General features: G+C 68.6%; 14 protein-coding genes and 1 tRNA gene. 7 read left to right on the top strand and 8 right to left on the bottom strand.

The genetic code is table 11. The features are described 5' to 3' along the window. Positions 1-48: 48 nt before the first annotated feature. Positions 49-678: a class I SAM-dependent methyltransferase gene (locus H030_RS0115720; protein ID WP_081690846.1), complete on the top strand. Its 630-nt coding sequence runs from the start codon at positions 49-51 to the stop codon at positions 676-678. A gap of 269 nt (positions 679-947) precedes the next feature. Here H030_RS0115720 and H030_RS0115715 read toward each other — a convergent pair whose 3' ends face one another. Continuing rightward, the gene (locus H030_RS0115715) at positions 948-1,376 is read right to left on the bottom strand and encodes a hypothetical protein (protein WP_027006802.1); all 429 of its coding nucleotides are present in this window, start codon (positions 1,374-1,376) and stop codon (positions 948-950) included. A gap of 1 nt (position 1,377) precedes the next feature. Continuing rightward, positions 1,378-2,010 carry a transcriptional repressor LexA gene (gene lexA / locus H030_RS0115710; protein ID WP_027006801.1) on the bottom strand — a complete coding sequence of 211 codons (633 nt, stop codon included), beginning with the start codon at positions 2,008-2,010 and terminating at the stop codon, positions 1,378-1,380. Positions 2,011-2,141: 131 nt separating this feature from the next. On the opposite strand from lexA, the gene H030_RS0115705 reads away from it, so the two are divergent. The 4 genes from H030_RS0115705 to H030_RS0115690 all read left to right on the top strand — a co-directional run bounded on the left by H030_RS0115705 (position 2,142) and on the right by H030_RS0115690 (position 6,730). Continuing rightward, a tRNA-Leu gene (locus H030_RS0115705) sits at positions 2,142-2,227 on the top strand. Between the two features lie 237 nt (positions 2,228-2,464). Further along, entirely contained in the window at positions 2,465-4,426 is a 1,962-nt protein-coding gene (locus H030_RS0115700; protein WP_027006800.1) for a DUF4365 domain-containing protein, read from the top strand. A 68-nt stretch (positions 4,427-4,494) separates the two neighbouring features. Next, positions 4,495-5,457 carry a hypothetical protein gene (locus tag H030_RS0115695; protein ID WP_155892074.1) on the top strand — a complete coding sequence of 321 codons (963 nt, stop codon included), beginning with the start codon at positions 4,495-4,497 and terminating at the stop codon, positions 5,455-5,457. A gap of 319 nt (positions 5,458-5,776) precedes the next feature. Continuing rightward, positions 5,777-6,730, top strand: a complete 954-nt coding sequence (locus H030_RS0115690) for a hypothetical protein (RefSeq protein WP_155892073.1) — start codon at positions 5,777-5,779, stop codon at positions 6,728-6,730. 555 nt (positions 6,731-7,285) lie between these two features. On the opposite strand, the gene H030_RS0115685 is transcribed toward H030_RS0115690, so the two are convergent. After that, positions 7,286-9,829, bottom strand: a complete 2,544-nt coding sequence (locus H030_RS0115685; protein WP_027006797.1) for a S8 family peptidase — start codon at positions 9,827-9,829, stop codon at positions 7,286-7,288. Further along, entirely contained in the window at positions 9,822-10,790 is a 969-nt protein-coding gene (locus H030_RS0115680; protein ID WP_027006796.1) for an AAA family ATPase, read from the bottom strand. Before H030_RS0115680 ends, H030_RS0115685 begins: the two co-directional genes overlap by 8 nt. A 178-nt stretch (positions 10,791-10,968) precedes the next feature. Here H030_RS0115680 and H030_RS0115675 point away from each other — a divergent pair, with 178 nt between their 5' ends. Next, entirely contained in the window at positions 10,969-12,150 is a 1,182-nt protein-coding gene (locus H030_RS0115675) for a hypothetical protein (RefSeq protein WP_035127800.1), read from the top strand. A 64-nt stretch (positions 12,151-12,214) separates the two neighbouring features. Here the strand turns inward: H030_RS0115675 and H030_RS39125 are convergent, their stop codons facing one another. Further along, positions 12,215-13,579 (bottom strand): hypothetical protein, encoded by a 1,365-nt coding sequence (locus H030_RS39125; RefSeq protein ID WP_155892072.1) that lies wholly within the window; start codon positions 13,577-13,579, stop codon positions 12,215-12,217. Between the two features lie 301 nt (positions 13,580-13,880). Here H030_RS39125 and H030_RS37245 point away from each other — a divergent pair, with 301 nt between their 5' ends. Beyond that, positions 13,881-14,450 (top strand): GNAT family N-acetyltransferase, encoded by a 570-nt coding sequence (locus H030_RS37245; RefSeq protein ID WP_081690844.1) that lies wholly within the window; start codon positions 13,881-13,883, stop codon positions 14,448-14,450. 478 nt (positions 14,451-14,928) lie between these two features. Here the strand turns inward: H030_RS37245 and H030_RS0115650 are convergent, their stop codons facing one another. From H030_RS0115650 to H030_RS37240, 3 genes are read right to left on the bottom strand one after another with little or no spacing between them, the layout of a single operon-like run. Continuing rightward, positions 14,929-16,023 (bottom strand): saccharopine dehydrogenase NADP-binding domain-containing protein, encoded by a 1,095-nt coding sequence (locus tag H030_RS0115650; RefSeq protein ID WP_027006792.1) that lies wholly within the window; start codon positions 16,021-16,023, stop codon positions 14,929-14,931. Continuing rightward, positions 16,023-16,955, bottom strand: coding sequence for an enoyl-CoA hydratase/isomerase family protein (locus tag H030_RS0115645; RefSeq protein ID WP_027006791.1), 933 nt, complete (start codon positions 16,953-16,955; stop codon positions 16,023-16,025). Before H030_RS0115645 ends, H030_RS0115650 begins: the two co-directional genes overlap by 1 nt. After that, complete coding sequence (locus H030_RS37240) at positions 16,955-17,587, bottom strand: TetR/AcrR family transcriptional regulator (protein WP_027006790.1); 633 nt, start codon at positions 17,585-17,587, stop codon at positions 16,955-16,957. Before H030_RS37240 ends, H030_RS0115645 begins: the two co-directional genes overlap by 1 nt. Positions 17,588-17,598 lie beyond the last annotated feature (11 nt).

The following is a 17,598-nucleotide window of genomic DNA, read 5'->3' as shown; positions in this document are numbered from 1 at the left end:
AACGTGTGGATTGTCAAAGTGGGTCGTCAGGCCTTAGCGTCCCGGTCGATGAGCGATCAGGGGAACCCGGACTTCACCACCCACAACTACGCCGACTTCGACGTCGACGAGGGCTTCGAGCCCGAGATGTACGACGCGATGATCCGCAAGGGCATCCCGGCCTACGACCGGTTGCAGAGGGAGGTCGCCGCGTTGGTGACGGGCCGGCAGGGGCTGGAGCTCGGGACCGGGCTCGGCGCCACGACGCTGCAGGCCTGGCATGCCAACGACTTCGCGCAGATCCTGTGCATCGACATGGCCGAGAACATGCTCGCCGACGCCGCCGCGCGGCTGAGCGACCTGCCCGTCAGGTTCTTGCAGCAGCGCCTGGAGGACCCGCTGCCGGCGGGGCCGTTCGACACGGTCTTCTCGGCGCTGGCCGTCCACCACCTGGACGGGCCGGCGAAGGCGGACCTCTTCGTGCGCGTCGCCGCCGTGCTGAACCCGGGCGGCCGGTTCGTGCTCGGCGACCTCGTCGTCCCGGAGGATCCCGCCGACGTCGTGACCCACATCGACGGCGAGTGGGACAGGCCGAGCACGCTCGCCGAGCAGGTCCGCTGGATGCAGGACGCGGGCCTGACGACGCGGGTCGCCTGGGCCGAGAAGGACCTGGCGGTGATCGTGGGCGAGAAGGCGTAGGCGCGGCGCGGAAGCGCGCGCTGAGCCGCAACCGCGCCGGCGAGGCCTTCCGGTCGGCGGCGGTGAGAGCGCGACACCGCGTGTCTCCCGCCGACCGCCATACGGGCCGCAAGGACACGGACCTGACCCCAGAAAAGCGAACACCCGCTCGATCTCGACGGGCGCCGGCGCGCGGTCCCGGGAACACGAACGCCCGCCGGAGTGGCGGGCGTACGGAGGTTCTTGGGGTCAGGTGAGCGCCGGCGTCATCCCCGCCGCCGGCGGAGAGCTCAGGAGAGCGTGGCGGTGCAGGACGTGCAGCGGCCGCCGACCGGCGCGGGCCCGGCCGAGTAGCGGGGGATCATCTCGTCCCCGCAGGCCGGGCACGCGACGGTGCGGTGGGTGGCCAGGTCCTCCCAGACCCCGACCAGCAGGTCGTCGAGAGTCGCGCCCACGACAGGTGCCGCAGGCGGCGTCTCGACCGGTGTCGCCGGGACCGCCGCGGGCGCCGTCACGACGCGCGCCTCCGGCGCGGCCGCGGGCACGGGGGTGCGGAACGAGCGCGCCTCCGGCGCGACCACAGCGGCGCTCGCCTCGGCACGCTGGCGCTCCGCCACCAGGCGGTCGCCGAGCGTCGGCGCCAGGCGCGCCGCGCGGATCTCGGGCTCCGGCGCCGGGTCGAGGATCGACGGACGGAACAGGCTCAGGGTCGCAGTCATGTCACACGCTCCGGAAGAGGCCGACGACGCGGCCCATGATCTTCACGTCCTTGGAGCGGATCGGCTCCATGGCCGTGTTCTCGGGCTGAAGGCGGATGTGGTCGGTCTCGCGGAAGAACCGCTTGACCGTCGCCTCCTCCCCCACCAGCGCGACGACGATGTCACCGTCCGCCGCGTTCTCCTGCTTGCGGACGACGACGTAGTCGCCCTCGAGGATCCCCGCGTCCTTCATCGACTCGCCGCGGATCCGCAGGACGTACTCGCCCTGGTCGCCACCGGCGACCGGCGGCACCTCCACGTACTCCTCGATGTTCTCCTCGGCCAGGATCGGCTGACCCGCGGCGACCGAGCCGACCAACGGCAGCCCGATCGGCTTCACGAGCGCGGACACGTTGTCCACCGCGTTGCCGACCGCCGACGACGCCTTGTCGAGCAGCTCCAACGCGCGCGGCTTGGACGGATCGCGCTTCAGCAGCCCCAGCTTCTCGAGGTTGGCGAGATGCGCGTGCACCGTCGAGGACGACGCCAGGCCAACGGCCTTGCCGATGTCCCGCACCGTGGGCGGGTACCCGTGCTTGGCCGAGTACCGCTTGATGAAGTCGAAGATCTCCTGCTGGCGCTTGGTCAGATCCACCGGGGGCACCTCTCGCCTCTCGCATCGTCTCGGTCGAACATGTGTTCGTGAAGGTAGCGGGGTCGTCAGACGGAATCAAGGCGAGCGCCGCGAACCCCCACCCTCTCGGTATGCTGACCACCGCCTGTCACGCGCCGGTGGCGGAATTGGTAGACGCGCAAGGTTGAGGGCCTTGTGGGGCAATTGCCCCGTGGAGGTTCGAGTCCTCTTCGGCGCATGAAGAGAAAGCCCCGCGATTGCGGGGCTTTCTTCATTCCGGGGTTCGGAGCGGCAGACCGCCTTCCTGAGGCCGGGCAGCGCGTGCATCACGCCCGTGCCCCACAAACGAGCTTGCGAACGAAGCCCACGCCGCGGTTGCCGCCAACTCGATGAAGTACACGTCTACGGCATGCGAGGAACTTCGGAGCGAGGCGCGCCGCGGTTTCCGACGGCTTCGGCTCGTATCTTCGGACGCGTGCAGCGTCCCCGAGAGCACGAACTGGAGACCGAGTCGCGGCGCGCTTTCGACAACGCCCTCCCGGTCGCCTGGGTGGGGCGGGACGTCACGCCCGATTATGGCGTCGACGTAGCCGTCGAGATCTTCGTGCACGGCGCGCGAACCGGGCGGACGTTCAACGTGCAGCTGAAGTCGACCGACGAACAGGATCTGGCGTCCGCGTTGCGCGGCGGCGTTCGGTTCGATCTTCCGACAGTCGAGTACTACAAAGCGCTTCCGGCCCCGATGTTGGTCGTGCTGTACCACTCTCCTACGAGGCAGCTCTATCAGCAATGGCTGCATGCCTACGACGCGGTTGCCCGCGGCGGGAAGCCGCTGGCCCCCGACGCCAAGACCATGGGGCTGCGCTTCGTCGAGGCCGACGCCTGGCAAGACGACACGCCCGAGCAACTCGACGCCGGCGTCCGCGGCTTCAACGCGTTCCGAAGCCCTGCACTCCCGCTTCCGCTCCGAGTCGCCGTTTACGCCGATGCCGGAGTAGACGACGCCCTGTCCGTCACCTTCGGGCTGCGCGAAGCGGTCAAGCCCGTCACCGACCTCATCGCGGTCGAGCACCGTGACGAGATCGCAGGCGACGAGCCGGCCGTCCTCCTGGGACAGCGGTCCACGCGCGTAACGTTGGCCGACGTCGCCAGCGTCACGCTGCCCCGCGACCCTGACGCACCGCGATCACCGACTTTCGGTCCCGATCTCGTCCTGGCTATTGCGGTTGCATTGGCCAACGTCGGACAGACGAACATCGCCGCGCAGCTAACGACGGCCGTCGCCCGGACGAGCGCCGCGATCGGCGACTTCGGCGCGAGCATCCCGCTCAGCTCGGCCATGGCGCATGCGCGCCGCATCCGCGAGGCAATCGAGCTCGCCGATGACCTCGACGCCTCGGACGATGACGACATCCGGCTTGCGGGATCGACCTTCCTCGTGCTCACGCGAATGCTGGCGCCGATGTCGGCCTCCGAGCATCAGCTGGCGATCGAGGTCACGCAGCGGCGTCTTGACCGGCGGCTGGAGCGCGGCGAGCGAGCCAACGCGGGTGCCGAGGCCTACAACATCGGAATGCTCCAGAAGGGCACCCGCAACAGCGAAGCGGCGGTCGCAGCCTTTGAGCGAGCGCTCGAGCTGGAGCCTAGATACGCCGAGCGTGCCTACTTCCACAAGGACCTTGGCGGCGCGCTCTTCGAAGGGCAGCGATTTGCGGAGGCCGCAACTAGCTACGCTCGGGCGATCGAGCTCGGCGCCACCGGGATGACCGGCGCGCTCTACGCTGACGCGCTTCTTCTCGCCGGCCGCTACGCCGAGGCCGAGGCGCAGTTCGACGAGTACCTGAGGACGCACCATGGAAGCGAGGACGCCGAGTGGCGCCTCAAGCGGTCGATCATGCCGCTCGTACGCGCGTCCGGCGGCGACGCGCAGGAGCGTCACCCGGAGCGGGCGGACGCGCTCGCGGCATCCATCGACCTTCAAGACCCCAGGCTGACCGTCGAGCACGCGCTCGCAACGGCCCTGGAGGCATTGCGCGCCGACGCGTGCTGCGGCGAGGCGTGGTTCCGCTACATGTTCGCTGAACCCGCTGCTCGCGGCGTGGTCGGGTGGGAGCCGGAACCGACGCTGGCGGCGGCGGTGCTCCTGCGGTACGCGCGGTTCGCGTGGCTCAACGCCGCGATCACCGCGGAGATCGCCGAGCAAGACACCATCGAAGACATCCTCCAGACGGCTTACCGGTTCGAGCAGGACGAGTTCGTGAGGGCGTACACCGAAGCGATTCCCGCTGAGGTCGATGTCACCGTCCGAAATGATCGGCTGCACATGCTCGAACAGGCGATCGCTCGTCAAGATGAGCTCGATCGCCGCCCGTCGTTCACGATGCGATTCAGCGACGAGGACGGCTTCAGCGAGCTGCACTTTGGTGATGCCCAGTGACGAGTACCGCTCTGTTCCCGTTGCACTGCAGCGTCGAGCTGTTCGCAGATCCGCGGACGCCCACGGCGGTGACCAAGGCCAAGGAGGCGGCGGTCCTGTTCGACCGCCTCATCTTCGAGGCTGGGCTCCTCGACGTCACGATCACGCCGACCGGCTCGTCGACTTGGTGGACGCCTCCCCACCAGCTCACTAACGCGAAGCTTGCCGATACACGCCGGCCGATCCCGCTTGGTTCCGACGTCGTTATGGCCTTTGGCGCCCAGTCCGCTCCAGGCGTGCCCGCCACCGAGATGCGCGCGTTCGTCAGCGACAAGCTCAGCGCGCGCTACATGGCCGAGTTCCATACCGGCATCCTCGACGAGCTCGCGCCGCACAAGCCGGACTGGGTCGAGATGATCGCGATCGGCACCCAAGATCCGCCCCGGTCGACGCCCTCGGGCAAGGCCATCGCCGAGCTCAACTGGAGCGACTCGCTCGCGAAGGACCTCATGGCCGATCAGGACAGCTTCCTGCGGTCGTTCGTCTACAAAGCGTTCAACCACGACCTCGTGCTCGCGGCGAGCTTCGAGTCGACGTTCACCATCACCCGGCTGTTCGAGCCGATGCTCGAACAGCGCGGAGTTGGCACGCACATGACCGGCGACCAGGCGTTGTCGATCGTCGTGCCGAACATCGGCCGCTTGCCCTGGGAAGCTGTGGGCGAGTTCCGAGATCATCCTGGCAGCGGCGAAGCACGGGAGATGCTGCGGACGTTCGAGACCATCGCTGCGCAGCAGGAGCCCGAGGATGCTTACGCGTGGCTGAAGTCGGTCAGTCAGCAGGTCACCGACGCCTACGCGTCAGCTCTCGCCGCCACGGCCAAGAGCCTCCCGGAGGAGCTCGCCAAAGAAGCGCTGCTGACGGGGGTTGCGTTCATCCCGGCTGTCGGTCCGGTGGTCGAGAAGACCGCCGCTGTGAGCCAGACGCTGCTTGAGGTGATGCGCGAACGCAGGTCGTGGTCCGCGGCGCTCTGGCAATTGCGCACTGGCTGACAGCGCTGTTACCTGCACCGGCACCGCAACTCTCCGACCACCACTTCCTCAGCGCTCGCTGCCGGCAGAGCTAAGGGTTGGTCCCTACATACACCCGTCACGGATCATCGGGCGGATCTGCGGACGCCGCCCAAAGAAGAGCCGAACCGCGCCATCCTCCTGATGTGCCGTCGGTCCACCTCGATCTCACCGCGCTTCCCTTGGCCCTCATCGCACCGCCCCTGCTCGTCTGGGCCTGGGGCCACGCGCTCGCACAGCTTGCGACTGGAATCGAACGCCTCGCTCGCACCTTACGGACTCTCCGCGAGGAGCAACCGCGATGACCAGCATCCCTGCCTGGATGCCGCAGACCCAGCACGAGCTGTGGTCGCAGTGGCTGGACTGGCGCCTCCCCCACTACGACGCGATGGCGAGAGAAGCGTCGCAGCACCTGACCGGCACCAGGCACGCCGTCATGCGCGTCGGCTGGGACGGCACCTCCGGCCGCGAGTCGGAGGACCACGCGACGCTCTTCACGCTGACCGATGAAACTCCGGATCCAGCCGTCGCGCTGGAGGCCGCCGAGAGGTACACGCCGTTCTGGATCCTGTTACGCCACGTCGCCAGCGCCGAACTAAGCCCGGAAGAGGTGACGCCCTCCGACCCGCGCGCTGCGCAGATCACCGTACTCGTCGACGCTGCGGTCCATGCTCTAAGGCAGGTCGACCAGATCGCCTCCGATGACCGCGCTCCGACCGCGCAGCTCGAAAAACTGCGTCGTACGACAGAGGAGCAGCTCGACGCCACACGGAGGGAAGTCGAGACGACGATCGTCGCCGGCCTCGAACGACGGCACGGATTCTTCCTGACGCCTCCGGCCATCGTGACGCCGGAGTCAGCTCTTCAGACCATGTTGTACGAGATGGTGCTGTCCGTCCGGACGCAGCTCGAAATCGCGGCGCCGGACCGCGAGTGGCGGCCGTCAGGGATCGCCGTCTGCAACGCGTGCTCCGTGGTGTTCACCCCAAAACGCGGCGCCCAGCGCTGCGAAAGCTGCCGCGACCACCCACCCGAGGCGAACGTGCTCGGCGAGCTGACGTGGGAACCGGGGGCAACGCAGACGGTGCGGGTCCCACAGCTGGTCGGCAGGGTTGTTGTCGGCTGGAAGTCGGTCACGATCGGAATGTGCCCAGGCTGCGGCCAGCCGTTCATGGGTCGTCGCGACGCGAAGGCATGCGCGGAGTGCTCACCGAAGATGCGTCAGCGCCGCCGACGCCGGCGCTCCACGCCCTAGGCGCCGCAATCGCCTAACGACACGAGACGCGAAACCCCACGCCGCGGCGCGGCGTTCGTCAGCGTGACGCCGGTCCGTTCGGCCTCGCCGATCAGAGGACCAGGTACTGCCGAATTGGCGGGTGCTGATCCCGCGGTCGGCGACGGGTGGCACGGCGCCATGTCGCATGTTGTTGGTGTTCTTGGCCATTGCTCGTCGAGACAGACGGAGGCAAGAGGCTCGGGGGCGACGACCAGAGGTCACGCGCGACGTGTGGACAGGCCTTCCTAAGAGGACGCTCCGACGACACGTAGTCGCGCCTGCGTCCTCGCTCGCAGTCACCACCGCGACCTCCAACAAGCTTGCCAGACGTTTCCAGGAAGGCGGTGGCTCTCGGGCCTGGCGGTCCACATCCATCGACGCGATCATCGCGATCGATGACGTTGACCTGGGAGACGTCTACGACGACTACTACCGAACAAGGCACCGCCGACTAGCCGTTGCTGTGGGCCGTCGACTCCATCGCACAGCGGGACATCGCAGACGCATCGCCAGGCTTCGTGCTGTGGTGGCCGATCAGCTCGCCGGAATCATCTGCTCGATCGGAAGGCCCAGCTCGGTTGCGACAGGCGTCCAGAGGTCGACGTCTGTCTCACGCGTCTTCAACGACACGATCAGCGCGTAGCGCACCGGAAGGTCCTGTCGGTCGGCGCGCCTGTTGTACTTCCACCAGCCGCCGATTGCGTGCACGGCGATGACGCCGCACTCGGCGAGAGCGTCGCCGGTTCCCTCCCAGATGTCTTGGTGCAGCGATCCGCTGTTGCGCTGGTTGGGTCCGATGAGCCACCGATCGTTACCGCTGGCCGGCCGAGGTGCTTCGTCTTCCTCGTCCTGGGCCTCCCGGTTGACGCGGCTGACGAACATCTCCGTCGTCTCGAACTGGTTCTTCAGCTCAAAGCGCAGTCCGTGCGAGGCATAGGAGTAGCGGCGCCGCCAACCACGTCGAGAGGCGGTCGGCTCGATGAAGTAGGACAACGTGACGCGCATCGTCACCTCAGCACCTTCGAGGCTGCGGAGCACGTCTGCGGGCCACGGCATCTCATGCAAGCGGAACGTGCGCAAATTGTACTTGTCACCTGTGAACGGGACGAACTCGTCCTGGGTGACCATCGTCACCGCGGTGTGTGACGAGTTGAGCAGCGCGTCTTCGCGTGGCACGCCCCAGCCGTAGCGGCGCAGAAGGCGGAGCTTGTCCTGCTTGCCGGAGACGGCGTCGAGCTCGCCGCGCATAATCGGCGTCCACTCGGCCGCGTGGGTCAGCAAGCCACGGACGATCTCGGGCCAGTAGGCGGGGTACTTGACCTGAGCAAGGGCGGCGAGCCGCGCTGCCTGGGCGGTCGCGGCGCTCGTCGCGTTGGCGGAGGTGATGACCCGGTCGCCGGCGGCGTCGGCGGCGCGGAGCGAGACGAGGGGGTGGCGAGGGTCATAGCTTCCGGCGCCGTCGTGCAGGACGTTGCCGCCCTCCATGCAGATATCCGGCTTGACGGGCCAGCTGCGATGGCTGAAGCCGAGGGACGTGCGGCTGTGGGGCGATACATCGCCGTGGGCTCCGAGCGGTGCCCACCCGTCGAAGCTCGGATCGTCTGGCACACCTACCAGCTCGGTGAAGGCGCCGACGGTCAGCGCGTTGTAAGCCTGGGCCGGGTCCTCGACGACCGCGTTGTCGGTGGCGTCGCGGTAGTTGGGCAGGAAGTCGTTCTCCGGGACGTTGCCGGCGGAGATCACGAACAGTCTTGAAGCACCCGGGTCGGGCGGGCCGAGGATGCCGATGCCTTCGTCCGACGCGGCGATCCCCACACCGGCCGCGAGTGCGTCGACCGATGCGGACCAGAGCGACGGCTCGCCGAGCCGGTCCGGCTTTGCCGTGATCGGCATGCAGAAGACGCGGGACCGGTTCGGAGCGACGGCCTCGGGTTGAGACACTGCGTCGGCCGTGACGAGGCCGAATGCCTCGGCAGGATGATCGTCCGCGTCGGGGTCAGGCAGGATCTTCACCGCCTCGAGCCGATGGCCGAGCGCGACCTGCGCGGTGCCGAGCAACAACGGATCGAGCGGGCCGAGGAGCGCGAGGCTGGCCATGGCGGTGCCGTGGTTGCGCACGTCGGTGGCGGCTCGATCGACAATCGAGTGCACGTCGGCGGGTGCCAGCGACGCGTCGAGCAGGACGCTTGAACGCCGCACACCGCTGTCGATGTTGCATACGGCAGGCGCGTCGGGACCGGCTGCAACGATCCGCGCGGCGAGGTCATCGGCGAGTTCGGCCCGCTCCTCCACGCTGAGATCCTCGACGGTATCGGCGAGCTCGGGGCGCCGGATCTCGGTGACCGGCACACGACTGAACGGCATCCCGCGCAGGTCATCCCACCTGCCCTCAACCCAGATCACGGTCCGGTCGACAAACTCCAGTACGCGGCCGGCCATTCGCAGCGGCGACCCTTCCACGTACGCGCGCGCGATGCGGAGCGGTTCGTTCCCGCGCGCGAGCCATACCTCCCACCAGTGAACGCCGCGTGTCGCTGGATCGCCGTCAGACTGCCACAGATCTTCGAGCACCGCGGCACGGATGCGCCCGATGTTGGCGATCAGCTCGCGGTGGGTGGCGTCGCCCTTGGGCGTGTCCTTGTTGAGGTACTCCTCGAAGCGCTTCAGGAAGTGAGCCCGGTATTCGTCGCTCACCCAAACCATGGCCTTCTCGGGCGACGTGTCCGTCGCGGCCGTGACCGATAGCAACCGCCACCAGGGCCGCCTAGCCTCGGACGAGCGGTGGCCCGACATGCGCTCCAGCGAATCGACCTTCAGCGGGAAAGCGGCATCGGCGCCCTCAAGGACAAGGACGACGCCGATCGCCCGGAGCTCTTCGATCGTCGACTCATCCAGCTCGCCTCGCGCCTCGAGTTGCGCGGCGATCGCGTTGTCGAGCTCTTGCCGGCGCGCGCGACCGTGCGCGCGGCGCTCGACCTCGCGAACTTTTGGATCAGGACCACCTCGTCGCTCGAACCTCCGGTCGTCGGCGTAGCCCTCGACCCAAAGGTGCGGGAGCCCGCCGCCCTGTTCAGACACCGGCCGCGGCGCGCCGGGCCGCTAGGGCGGGATCCAGATCCTCCGGCTCAACGTGATCGTGACCGCGCATGAGCGCGCGCTTGGCGGCGGCCTCGGCGGCGTTGACCAGGTCGGCGTGGCTCAGCCCGTCGAGAGACGTACTAACGGAGCGGAAGTGCAGGCCCTTGGCCAGCGGGCCAAGCCGCCGGCGCACAACCTTCTGCGCCTCGCTGCGATCCGGAAGGCCGTACTCGATGACGAGGTCGAAGCGACGAAACAACGCGCGATCGAGGATCGCACGGTGGTTGGTCGCGGCGATGATCACGCTCTCCGGACTGGCCTGTTCCAAGAACACCAAGAACGAATTCAGGATCCGGCGGGCCTCGCCGACATCGTTGCCTGATCGATCGGCGCCCAGCGCGTCAAACTCATCGAAAAGGAAGACCGCGCGCTGCTGCTCGGCAGCGTCGAATACCGCACGCAGCTTGGCCGCGGTCTCCCCCATGAACTTGCTGAGCAGGCTGTCGAGGCGGACGGTGAGCAGCGGGATCCCAAGCTCGTGAGCCAGCACCCCCGCGGTCATCGTCTTGCCTGTGCCGGGTGGACCTTCAAGCAGAAGCCGGTGGGCGGGGGCGAAGCCGCGATCGACGAGCTTCGCGCGCTGGCGCTGCTCGCTGATGACCTGCTCGATTTGTGTCAACAGCGCTTGCGGGCCGACGACGTCACGGAGGCCGACCTTCGGGTACGTGGCCGTGAGGAGCTCGGCCAGGTCACCACGAGGCTTCGCGATCGCGGTGACCGAACCAGCGATCGGCTGCTTGCGCGAGGCGTCGATCGTCTGCTTGATGTCCTGCGCGAGGCGGTTGTGTCCCTTGCGGGCGGCCTGCGCTGCGATCTGCGAGGCGACGGCGTAGAACGACGCGTCATCGCCAGAGGCGTGGCTTCGCACCAGCGCCTTGATGTGCTCTCCAGAGCCGGCCAAGTCTTTTCGCCTCCTCTCGCTCTCCGCCGTTGGTCCGCGCCGCAAGATAGCCGCTCCGGCGGCTCGATCGGCCCGCCGGGCGCGGTGTGCGCGACGGCCCCGGCCCGGACGCGCTTCGCTGAGCGGGGTGTTGCAAGACCGGAGTCCGAAAGCCACCCAGTGCGGCAGACTGCGCGCGATGCCCACGCCGCTGTTCCCTTCGTCCTACAAGGCCTGGGCCGACGAACATCAGGAGCTGCTGGACCTCACCGTCCAGATCCTGCTCGCCACCGGGACCTGGCCGACGCTCGATCAGCTGCAACGAGATCTCGTACGTCGGGGCGTCAAGCTCGACGTCGGCGACGCGGCGTTCAACATCCCCCAACCTCTTGGCTTCCGTCAGGGACAGCAACTCGTCCTGACGCTGTTCGGGCTTCGGCTCACGTCCGCCGCCGCTCCGCTCCTCGACGGCTTCATGGAAGCATTGCGGACCGCAGCAGCGCGATACGCCGACCCGTCCGAAAGCCGTCCCAGCCTCAGCGACCTCGATCTCCGAGGGGGTGCGCCGGTTTTGGAGATCGTCGGACGGGAGGCTCCGTTCCTCGGCTCGTCGGTCGGCACTCAGCCAGGCCAAAGGTGGGCGCGGGAGGTGGACCGGGCGATTGCGCGCTACCTGGACATCCACAACATCGACGACTACCTCCGTCAGCGCCGCGACGAGCTCAAGAGATCTCCGCAGTGGCGGTGGCCCGAGGAGGAATCGGTCGCTCCGAGCCCGCCCAAGCGTCGCCTGCCGCCGTTCGACGGGCGCGGTGCGATGGAGTTCCTGCTGGCCACCGCCACAATCATCGGGTTGTGGGTTGCCACACCGCATTGGCTGACAGCGACCGCAGCCGCGACCGCGTTTGCCTACGGGCTCGCCCGCACTGGTCAGCGCACGCCCGCGACCGTCATCGTGGTTCTCGCGGCAGCTTGGACCATCTTCTCTCTGGCGCACGACTCGAGCCATCGGCCTGCCCCTCCTGCCACCGGGATCGTTGGCTTCGTCGGCGGCTGTGCCCCGTACCAGGTGTACGCCCAGGATCGCTGGAGGCCTTACGGCGCGCTCATCCATCCCACACCGAGCACGCTGAGCCGATCGAACGGGGCCTACAACGGCAACCAGGTCATCGCCGTCAACGGCTGGGTCGAGAGTCAGGTCGCCTACCCAACCAACACCGCGCCCTTCAATAACGACATCTGGTTCCACCTCGCAGACGGCGCGGGATGGGTGTCATTCGGAGGCGTTCGCGCAACCCCCGTGGCGCAGGACCCCACCGGCCTCGCAGACGGAGGACCACCAGCGCCCGCGCCTAAGAAGTGCGAGGGAGCTGTCCAGTGACGATGGATCGCTCTTCCGCTCGCAGATCTTGCGCCCGCAGCCAGAGTTGACGACGCCGCCGGCATCACTCCGTCGGCGTGGACCGCAGAGTTGAGATCCAGCGGCGCAGCGCTCCGCCGACGATGTGCACGAAGGTGTGGAAGTACATCGGCAGATCCTCAGCCATCCAGGAACCACCAAATGCTTCAGCCGCGATCGCCGGGAAGCGCTCTGGCGGAGGCCCACCGCCTCGCGGGACCGGCTCGCACAACGGCGAAGGGAAGGCAATTCCCGCATGCAGATCACGTGAGCGATGTTCGTAGATGCGATCGAGCGCTCCTTCGAGCTCAGACCAGTCGAGCCGTCCAGTGCCGTCTGGCCGATCTTCGGGAGGACCTGGATCGAACTCGAGGATGAAGTCCTTGAACTTGTCGGTCGCCTTCAAGGTTCCAGCCAGGTCCTTCGCAACCCTGCAGACGACATCGTCGTCACAATCCCTGATCGCGTTGTAGACCCGCTTCCGGTTGCGCCGCAGAAGGGCGACGTCGTCTCGCTCCTGGGCAGCGTGCCAACGGACGGCCGCACTCTCGATCGCGCCGACCAGCTTGATCCACGCGACGCGCGGATCAAGGTCCGCGAACCAGAGCGCGTCAGCGAATTGGCGAGCCGCTCGCGCAGCTGCAATCGCGTCCCCTGGCTGGATCGCGCTGTACTGGTGCAGAAGTCCTTCGGCGTCTTCCAGTCGTGCTGTAGCCGGCCCGCCAGGCAGCAGTGAGCCGCCCCGCGCCAGTGCCAGATATGGTCGGCGATGGTGGTGCTCGACTGGATCGCCTGCGGGGTCTCCCCCTTCCCATCCTTCTCGGGTAATGCCGCCCGACCGAAAGCGGCAGGTGAGAGCCAGCGACAGAAGCGCGGCAAGCTCGTCGTCGAGACCTCCGGCGCCATAAGCGGAATCGTCTCCTTCATCGATCGGAGATGTGTGATCCGGCCCGGCCAGGTGATCGTCAGCGCGCAGAACAACACGAAGAGCTGCGCCATTGCCGCCGAGCTGCTCCGAAGCGATCGTGTTGATGAACTTGTAGGGACCTACCTCCAGTTGTCCGCGCACGGCAGCGTCGGAATAGAGGCCGAACTCGAGCCAGTTGGGCAGGACCAGCGAACTTGATGTCCTTCGCGAAGTGCGCTTTGGCCGACCAGCGCCTTGGGCATGCCAGTTCAGCCAGGCGTGAGGCCCCCACACGTCCTCGAAGCTCGCCCCGAGAACCTCTACGGCGAACTCGCGCTTGAGGTCCCAGGCCAATCCTGGCTCGATCCGCCAGGCCATGCGGTGACCATGCCACGCAAGCCGCCGATCCCCTTGGTGCTGCTGACGTCTCAGCCATCGTCGCAGCCGTTTGCCGTCAACTCCGAGATCCAGCGCCATCTCATCGGGCGTGACCCACTCTGCCATCACATGAACGTACGGCACGGCTGCTCACGCGCAGCTTCGATGGAGCAACGCCGCCGTCGTGCTCGAGCGTGGGCCTGATCGCTACGCCGCGCGCGCGTCGACGGTGAGTTTCGTCAGCGCGGTCGCGATGATCGTGAGGTGGCGGCGCATCGACGCGTCGGCGCCGGAGCGGTTCTGGACGGCGATTCGCCGAGGACGACACGGGGCCGTCGCGGACGACGTACGTCTCGCAAGACAGGGCGTGGCGTGGGCCGCCGGGCGGGCGCGGGCTGTCCGCACCGCTTGACACAGTCCGGCGCCGATGAGTGCATGGTCGGTACCGGATGATTTGGCTGATGAGACAGTGGCGCTGCGTGCGTGGCACGGTACCGATGCCGAATGGTTGTGCGAGGGCTTCAACGCTCCGGAGGTCGTGGCTCAGAGCGAGCAGGCCGAGGACCTCAAGGTCGACAGCCCCCAGACTGCCTACGAGATGGTGTTCGAGGCAGCGAGACGGGCACGGGCCGGCGCGGGGATCGGTCTTGCCATTTGCCGATCAGCGGACCGGGAGCCAGTCGGCTCCTTGGAACTAGACGCGCTCGAAGGCTCTCATGACGAGGCAGAGATCGGCTTCTGGGTCCTGGGCGGTTGTCGCCGCCAGGGCTACGCCCGGGCTGCCGTTGAGCTGGCGCTTGAATGGGCATTCGGGCCGCTTGGCCTGACTCGCGTGTGGGCCGAGATCGATGGCGGCAATGCTGGTTCCGTGGCGCTGCTGAGGGCTGTCGGCTTCCATGAGTCCAACGGCGTAACGCTGCCACCGTCGATGCCGACACGCAGGACCAGCGTGGTGCTGTGCACCGAGCCCCGCGGATTCAGCACGACTAGCCGCTGAGCGGAGTACACGCGAGCACGATGCATGGTGCGTGCCTCGGGCGCCGGCATCCCGGAATGGAGCCGACAGCCGTCGCTCGTGCCCCACACCGTGCCCCACACACTGGACCGACGAGGACCGCTCTCAGCGGCCTACACGGGCGCAAATCCGCGAAGCCATCGGGCGCCGAGCCCGTTCTGAAAGATTGAGGGCCTTGTGGGGGGGATTCCCCCGTGGAGGTTCGAGTCCTCTTCGGCGCATGAACGTGAAAGCCCCGCAATCGCGGGGCTTTCTTCGTTCTGGCTCAGCGATCGCGCCAGGAGCCGGGCGAAGCACTGGTGCGGTGCCTCACAGACGCGAAACGGACGCGTCCACTCAAGACGACCGGCCCGGTCTGCTGTGTCGGCGGTCGCTCAGAGCTCGCCGACACCGCACGCCAGCTCGTCCTGGTCGACGACCCGCAGGACCTCGCGCCGCCGACCAGAAGCACCCAGACGAGCTAGACCCTCGCCAGGCCCGCGTCCCGCACGCCCTGTGCGAGGGCGTCGAGCCCGAAGGCGGCGACAGGGCCGAGCGCGCCGGCGCCGTCCAGGCCGCCGGCCGTCGCGGTCACGGCGCCCCAGGCGAGGATGTCGGCGGTGAACGTGTAGCCGTTGACGCCGTCCAGCGTCACGGTGCTCAGCGTCCGGCCGTCGGCGTCGCGGGCGATGGCGACGATCGTCGAGCCGCTGTTGGCTCGTGCCGTCTCGTCGGGGCCGCCGCTGGAGCCCTTGGCCTGGCGCTGGGCCAGCGACATGATGGCCTTGCGCACCGGCGCGGGCCGGGTGACGGCGGTGACAGCGGCGGTGATCGCCGGGATGTAGCGGACGTGGCCGCCGGCCATGCCGAGCAGGACGTCGACGTCGCGGAGGTGCGGGAACTCCTGAGGCAGCGCGAAGTGCTCGGTTCCGCCGACGCTGATGGCGCGGCGCGCCCCGCCCTCGGCCAGCCGGAACGTCTTGACCCGCGCGCCGCTGCGCTCGGCGACCAGCCGTCCGGCCCGGTAGGCGAAGGAGGGTTCGAGCAGCGCGCCGGTGGTGCTGTCCTGGGTGCCGCCGCTGGTCCCTCCGCCGCGGCCGAAGTACCCGATGTCGACGCGCGTCGCCGCCGGTCCGGCCTCGCGCAGGGCCAGCGATCCGGCCAGGTTGCCGGGGATCCAGTCGAAGCCGAACGCGGTCAGCAGCGCAGACCCGGCCGCGGCCGCGCTCGGACCGTGGTCGTCGAAGACGCGGCGGATGAACGCCGGCTCGCCGGTGGAGTCGAAGTAGGTCGCGCCCGCGGCGATCGCGGCCTCGACCGCCGGCGCGCCCCAGCGCGCAAACGGCCCGACCGTGGAGATCAGCACGTCGCCGCGCTCCACGAGCGCGTGCACCGACGCGGGCCGCGTGACGTCGGCGACCTGCGTCTCCAGCCCGCCCAGCTCACCGGCGAGCCGGTCCAGGCGCTCGGCCGAGCGCGCCGCGAGCACGGGGCGCGCACCACGCGCGACGAGCGCCCGGGCGGTCAGCTCGCCCGTGTAACCGGTGGCGCCGAACAGGACGATGCGCCCGGACATCACGCGAACCGTCCGCGCTCGAGGACCGCCTCGATCTCCGCCGGGACGCCGATCGGCAGCTCGCCGAGCTCCTCGGTGCGCCGGACGTAGGCCTCCTGGGCGGCGATCGACTCCTCGGTGGCGATCGCGCTGAGGAACTCGGCGGACTCCAGCCGCAGGCCGTCGTCGATCGGCAGCGAGCCGCCGACGTTGATCGCGCGCTTGACCGCACCGATCCCCTGCTTGGGCCGGCGGCCCAGCCGGGCGGCCTCGGCCACCGCGGCATCCAGCAGCTGCTCCGGTGCGACCACGCGGTCGACGAGCCCGAGCTCCAGTGCTTCCTGAGCAGTGAGCGGGCCTCCGTCCAGGCACAGCCGCAGCGCGGCGCGCCGGCCGAGCAGCCGGGTCAGGCGCTGCGTGCCGCCGCCGCCGGGCGGGAAGCCGAGGAAGATCTCGGGCTGGGCGATGCTGTGATCGCTGTCGGCCATGAACCGGAAGTCGCAGGCCAGGGCCAGCTCGCATCCGCCGCCGCCCGTGTCGCCGTTGAGCGCGGCGATCCAGACCGCCGCGCAGCGCTCGATGGCCAGGTTCAGCTCGCGCGAGCGCTCCATGAGCGCCAGACCCGCGGCCGGGCTGGCGAAGATCGCCTTCTCGGCACCGGGGATCTTCAGCGCGGCGCCGACCGCCTTCAGCGAGGTGTTGGCCATCTTCGGGCTCAGCGCCGGCGAGGCCTTGGCGTTGTTGAGGATCAACTGGACGTCGAAGTGCGCGATGAAGCGCGACGGATGCGCGCCGGTCAGCACGACCGCGCCGACGTCCGGATCCTCGTCGGCACGGCGCGCCAGCGCCATCAACCCCATCTGGATCTCGCGGTCCATCAGCGCGTGGGGCGGGTTGGCGATCGTCGCGACGAGCACGTTGCCGCGCTGCTCGACCTGCACGGACCCGGCCATCAGCGACCACGGCCTTCGAGCGCGAAGGGCGCCACGCCGCTCCAGACGAAGTCGACGTAGTCGGCGACGACGCGTGCTCTGGGCACGTTGGGGTGCTTGATCCACCACCGGCCGAGCTGCTCACCGACGCCGGAGATCGCGTAGGCCGCCATCTCGACGCGCTCGGAGTCCAGGCCGGCGACCGCGTGCGCGCGGAGGTTGTCCATGATCCGCGTCACGGTCTGATGCCGCAGCTCGGAGAGCTGCTCGCCCAGCTCGCCGATGACCGGGACCGCCGCACCGCCGAACAGGACGATCCAGCGCTGCGGGTCGCGTTCCAGCGTGGCGAAGAACACGTCGGCGGAGAGGCGCAGCTGCTCGCGCGGATCGGTCACGCCGGCGGTCGCGGCGTCGTACTCGACGGCCAGGGCGTCGCGGGCGCGCTTGACGCAGGCCAGGTAGACGCCCTCCTTGGAGCCGTGGTGCTCGTAGACGATCGGGCGCGACACGCCGGCGGCCTTGGCGATGTCCTCGATCGAGGTGCGGTCATAGCCCTTGGCGATGAACAGCTCCTCGGCGACGTCGAGCAGCTGCCGGCCACGCTCGGCGCGGGGCAGCCGCCTGGGGGTCGGAAGGGTGGCGCTTGCGGTCATGGGAGCGCCAT

This window comes from Conexibacter woesei Iso977N, assembly GCF_000424625.1.
In the GTDB taxonomy this organism is placed as follows: Bacteria; Actinomycetota; Thermoleophilia; order Solirubrobacterales; family Solirubrobacteraceae; genus Baekduia; species Baekduia woesei_A.
Note: the sequence above shows the minus strand (reverse complement) of the source record. Positions and strands in the feature narration are given on the sequence as shown.

What these genes read in the sequence shown, in the direction of transcription:
- H030_RS0115720 (WP_081690846.1), top strand. Translation starts at nt 49, where the DNA reads ATGAGCGATCAGGGGAACCCGGACTTCACCACCCACAACTACGCCGAC.
- H030_RS0115715 (WP_027006802.1), bottom strand. Translation starts at nt 1,376, where the DNA reads ATGACTGCGACCCTGAGCCTGTTCCGTCCGTCGATCCTCGACCCGGCG.
- H030_RS0115690 (WP_155892073.1), top strand. Translation starts at nt 5,777, where the DNA reads ATGACCAGCATCCCTGCCTGGATGCCGCAGACCCAGCACGAGCTGTGG.
- H030_RS0115675 (WP_035127800.1), top strand. Translation starts at nt 10,969, where the DNA reads ATGCCCACGCCGCTGTTCCCTTCGTCCTACAAGGCCTGGGCCGACGAA.
- H030_RS39125 (WP_155892072.1), bottom strand. Translation starts at nt 13,579, where the DNA reads ATGGCAGAGTGGGTCACGCCCGATGAGATGGCGCTGGATCTCGGAGTT.
- H030_RS37245 (WP_081690844.1), top strand. Translation starts at nt 13,881, where the DNA reads ATGAGTGCATGGTCGGTACCGGATGATTTGGCTGATGAGACAGTGGCG.
- H030_RS0115650 (WP_027006792.1), bottom strand. Translation starts at nt 16,023, where the DNA reads ATGTCCGGGCGCATCGTCCTGTTCGGCGCCACCGGTTACACGGGCGAG.
- H030_RS0115645 (WP_027006791.1), bottom strand. Translation starts at nt 16,955, where the DNA reads ATGGCCGGGTCCGTGCAGGTCGAGCAGCGCGGCAACGTGCTCGTCGCG.
- H030_RS37240 (WP_027006790.1), bottom strand. Translation starts at nt 17,587, where the DNA reads ATGACCGCAAGCGCCACCCTTCCGACCCCCAGGCGGCTGCCCCGCGCC.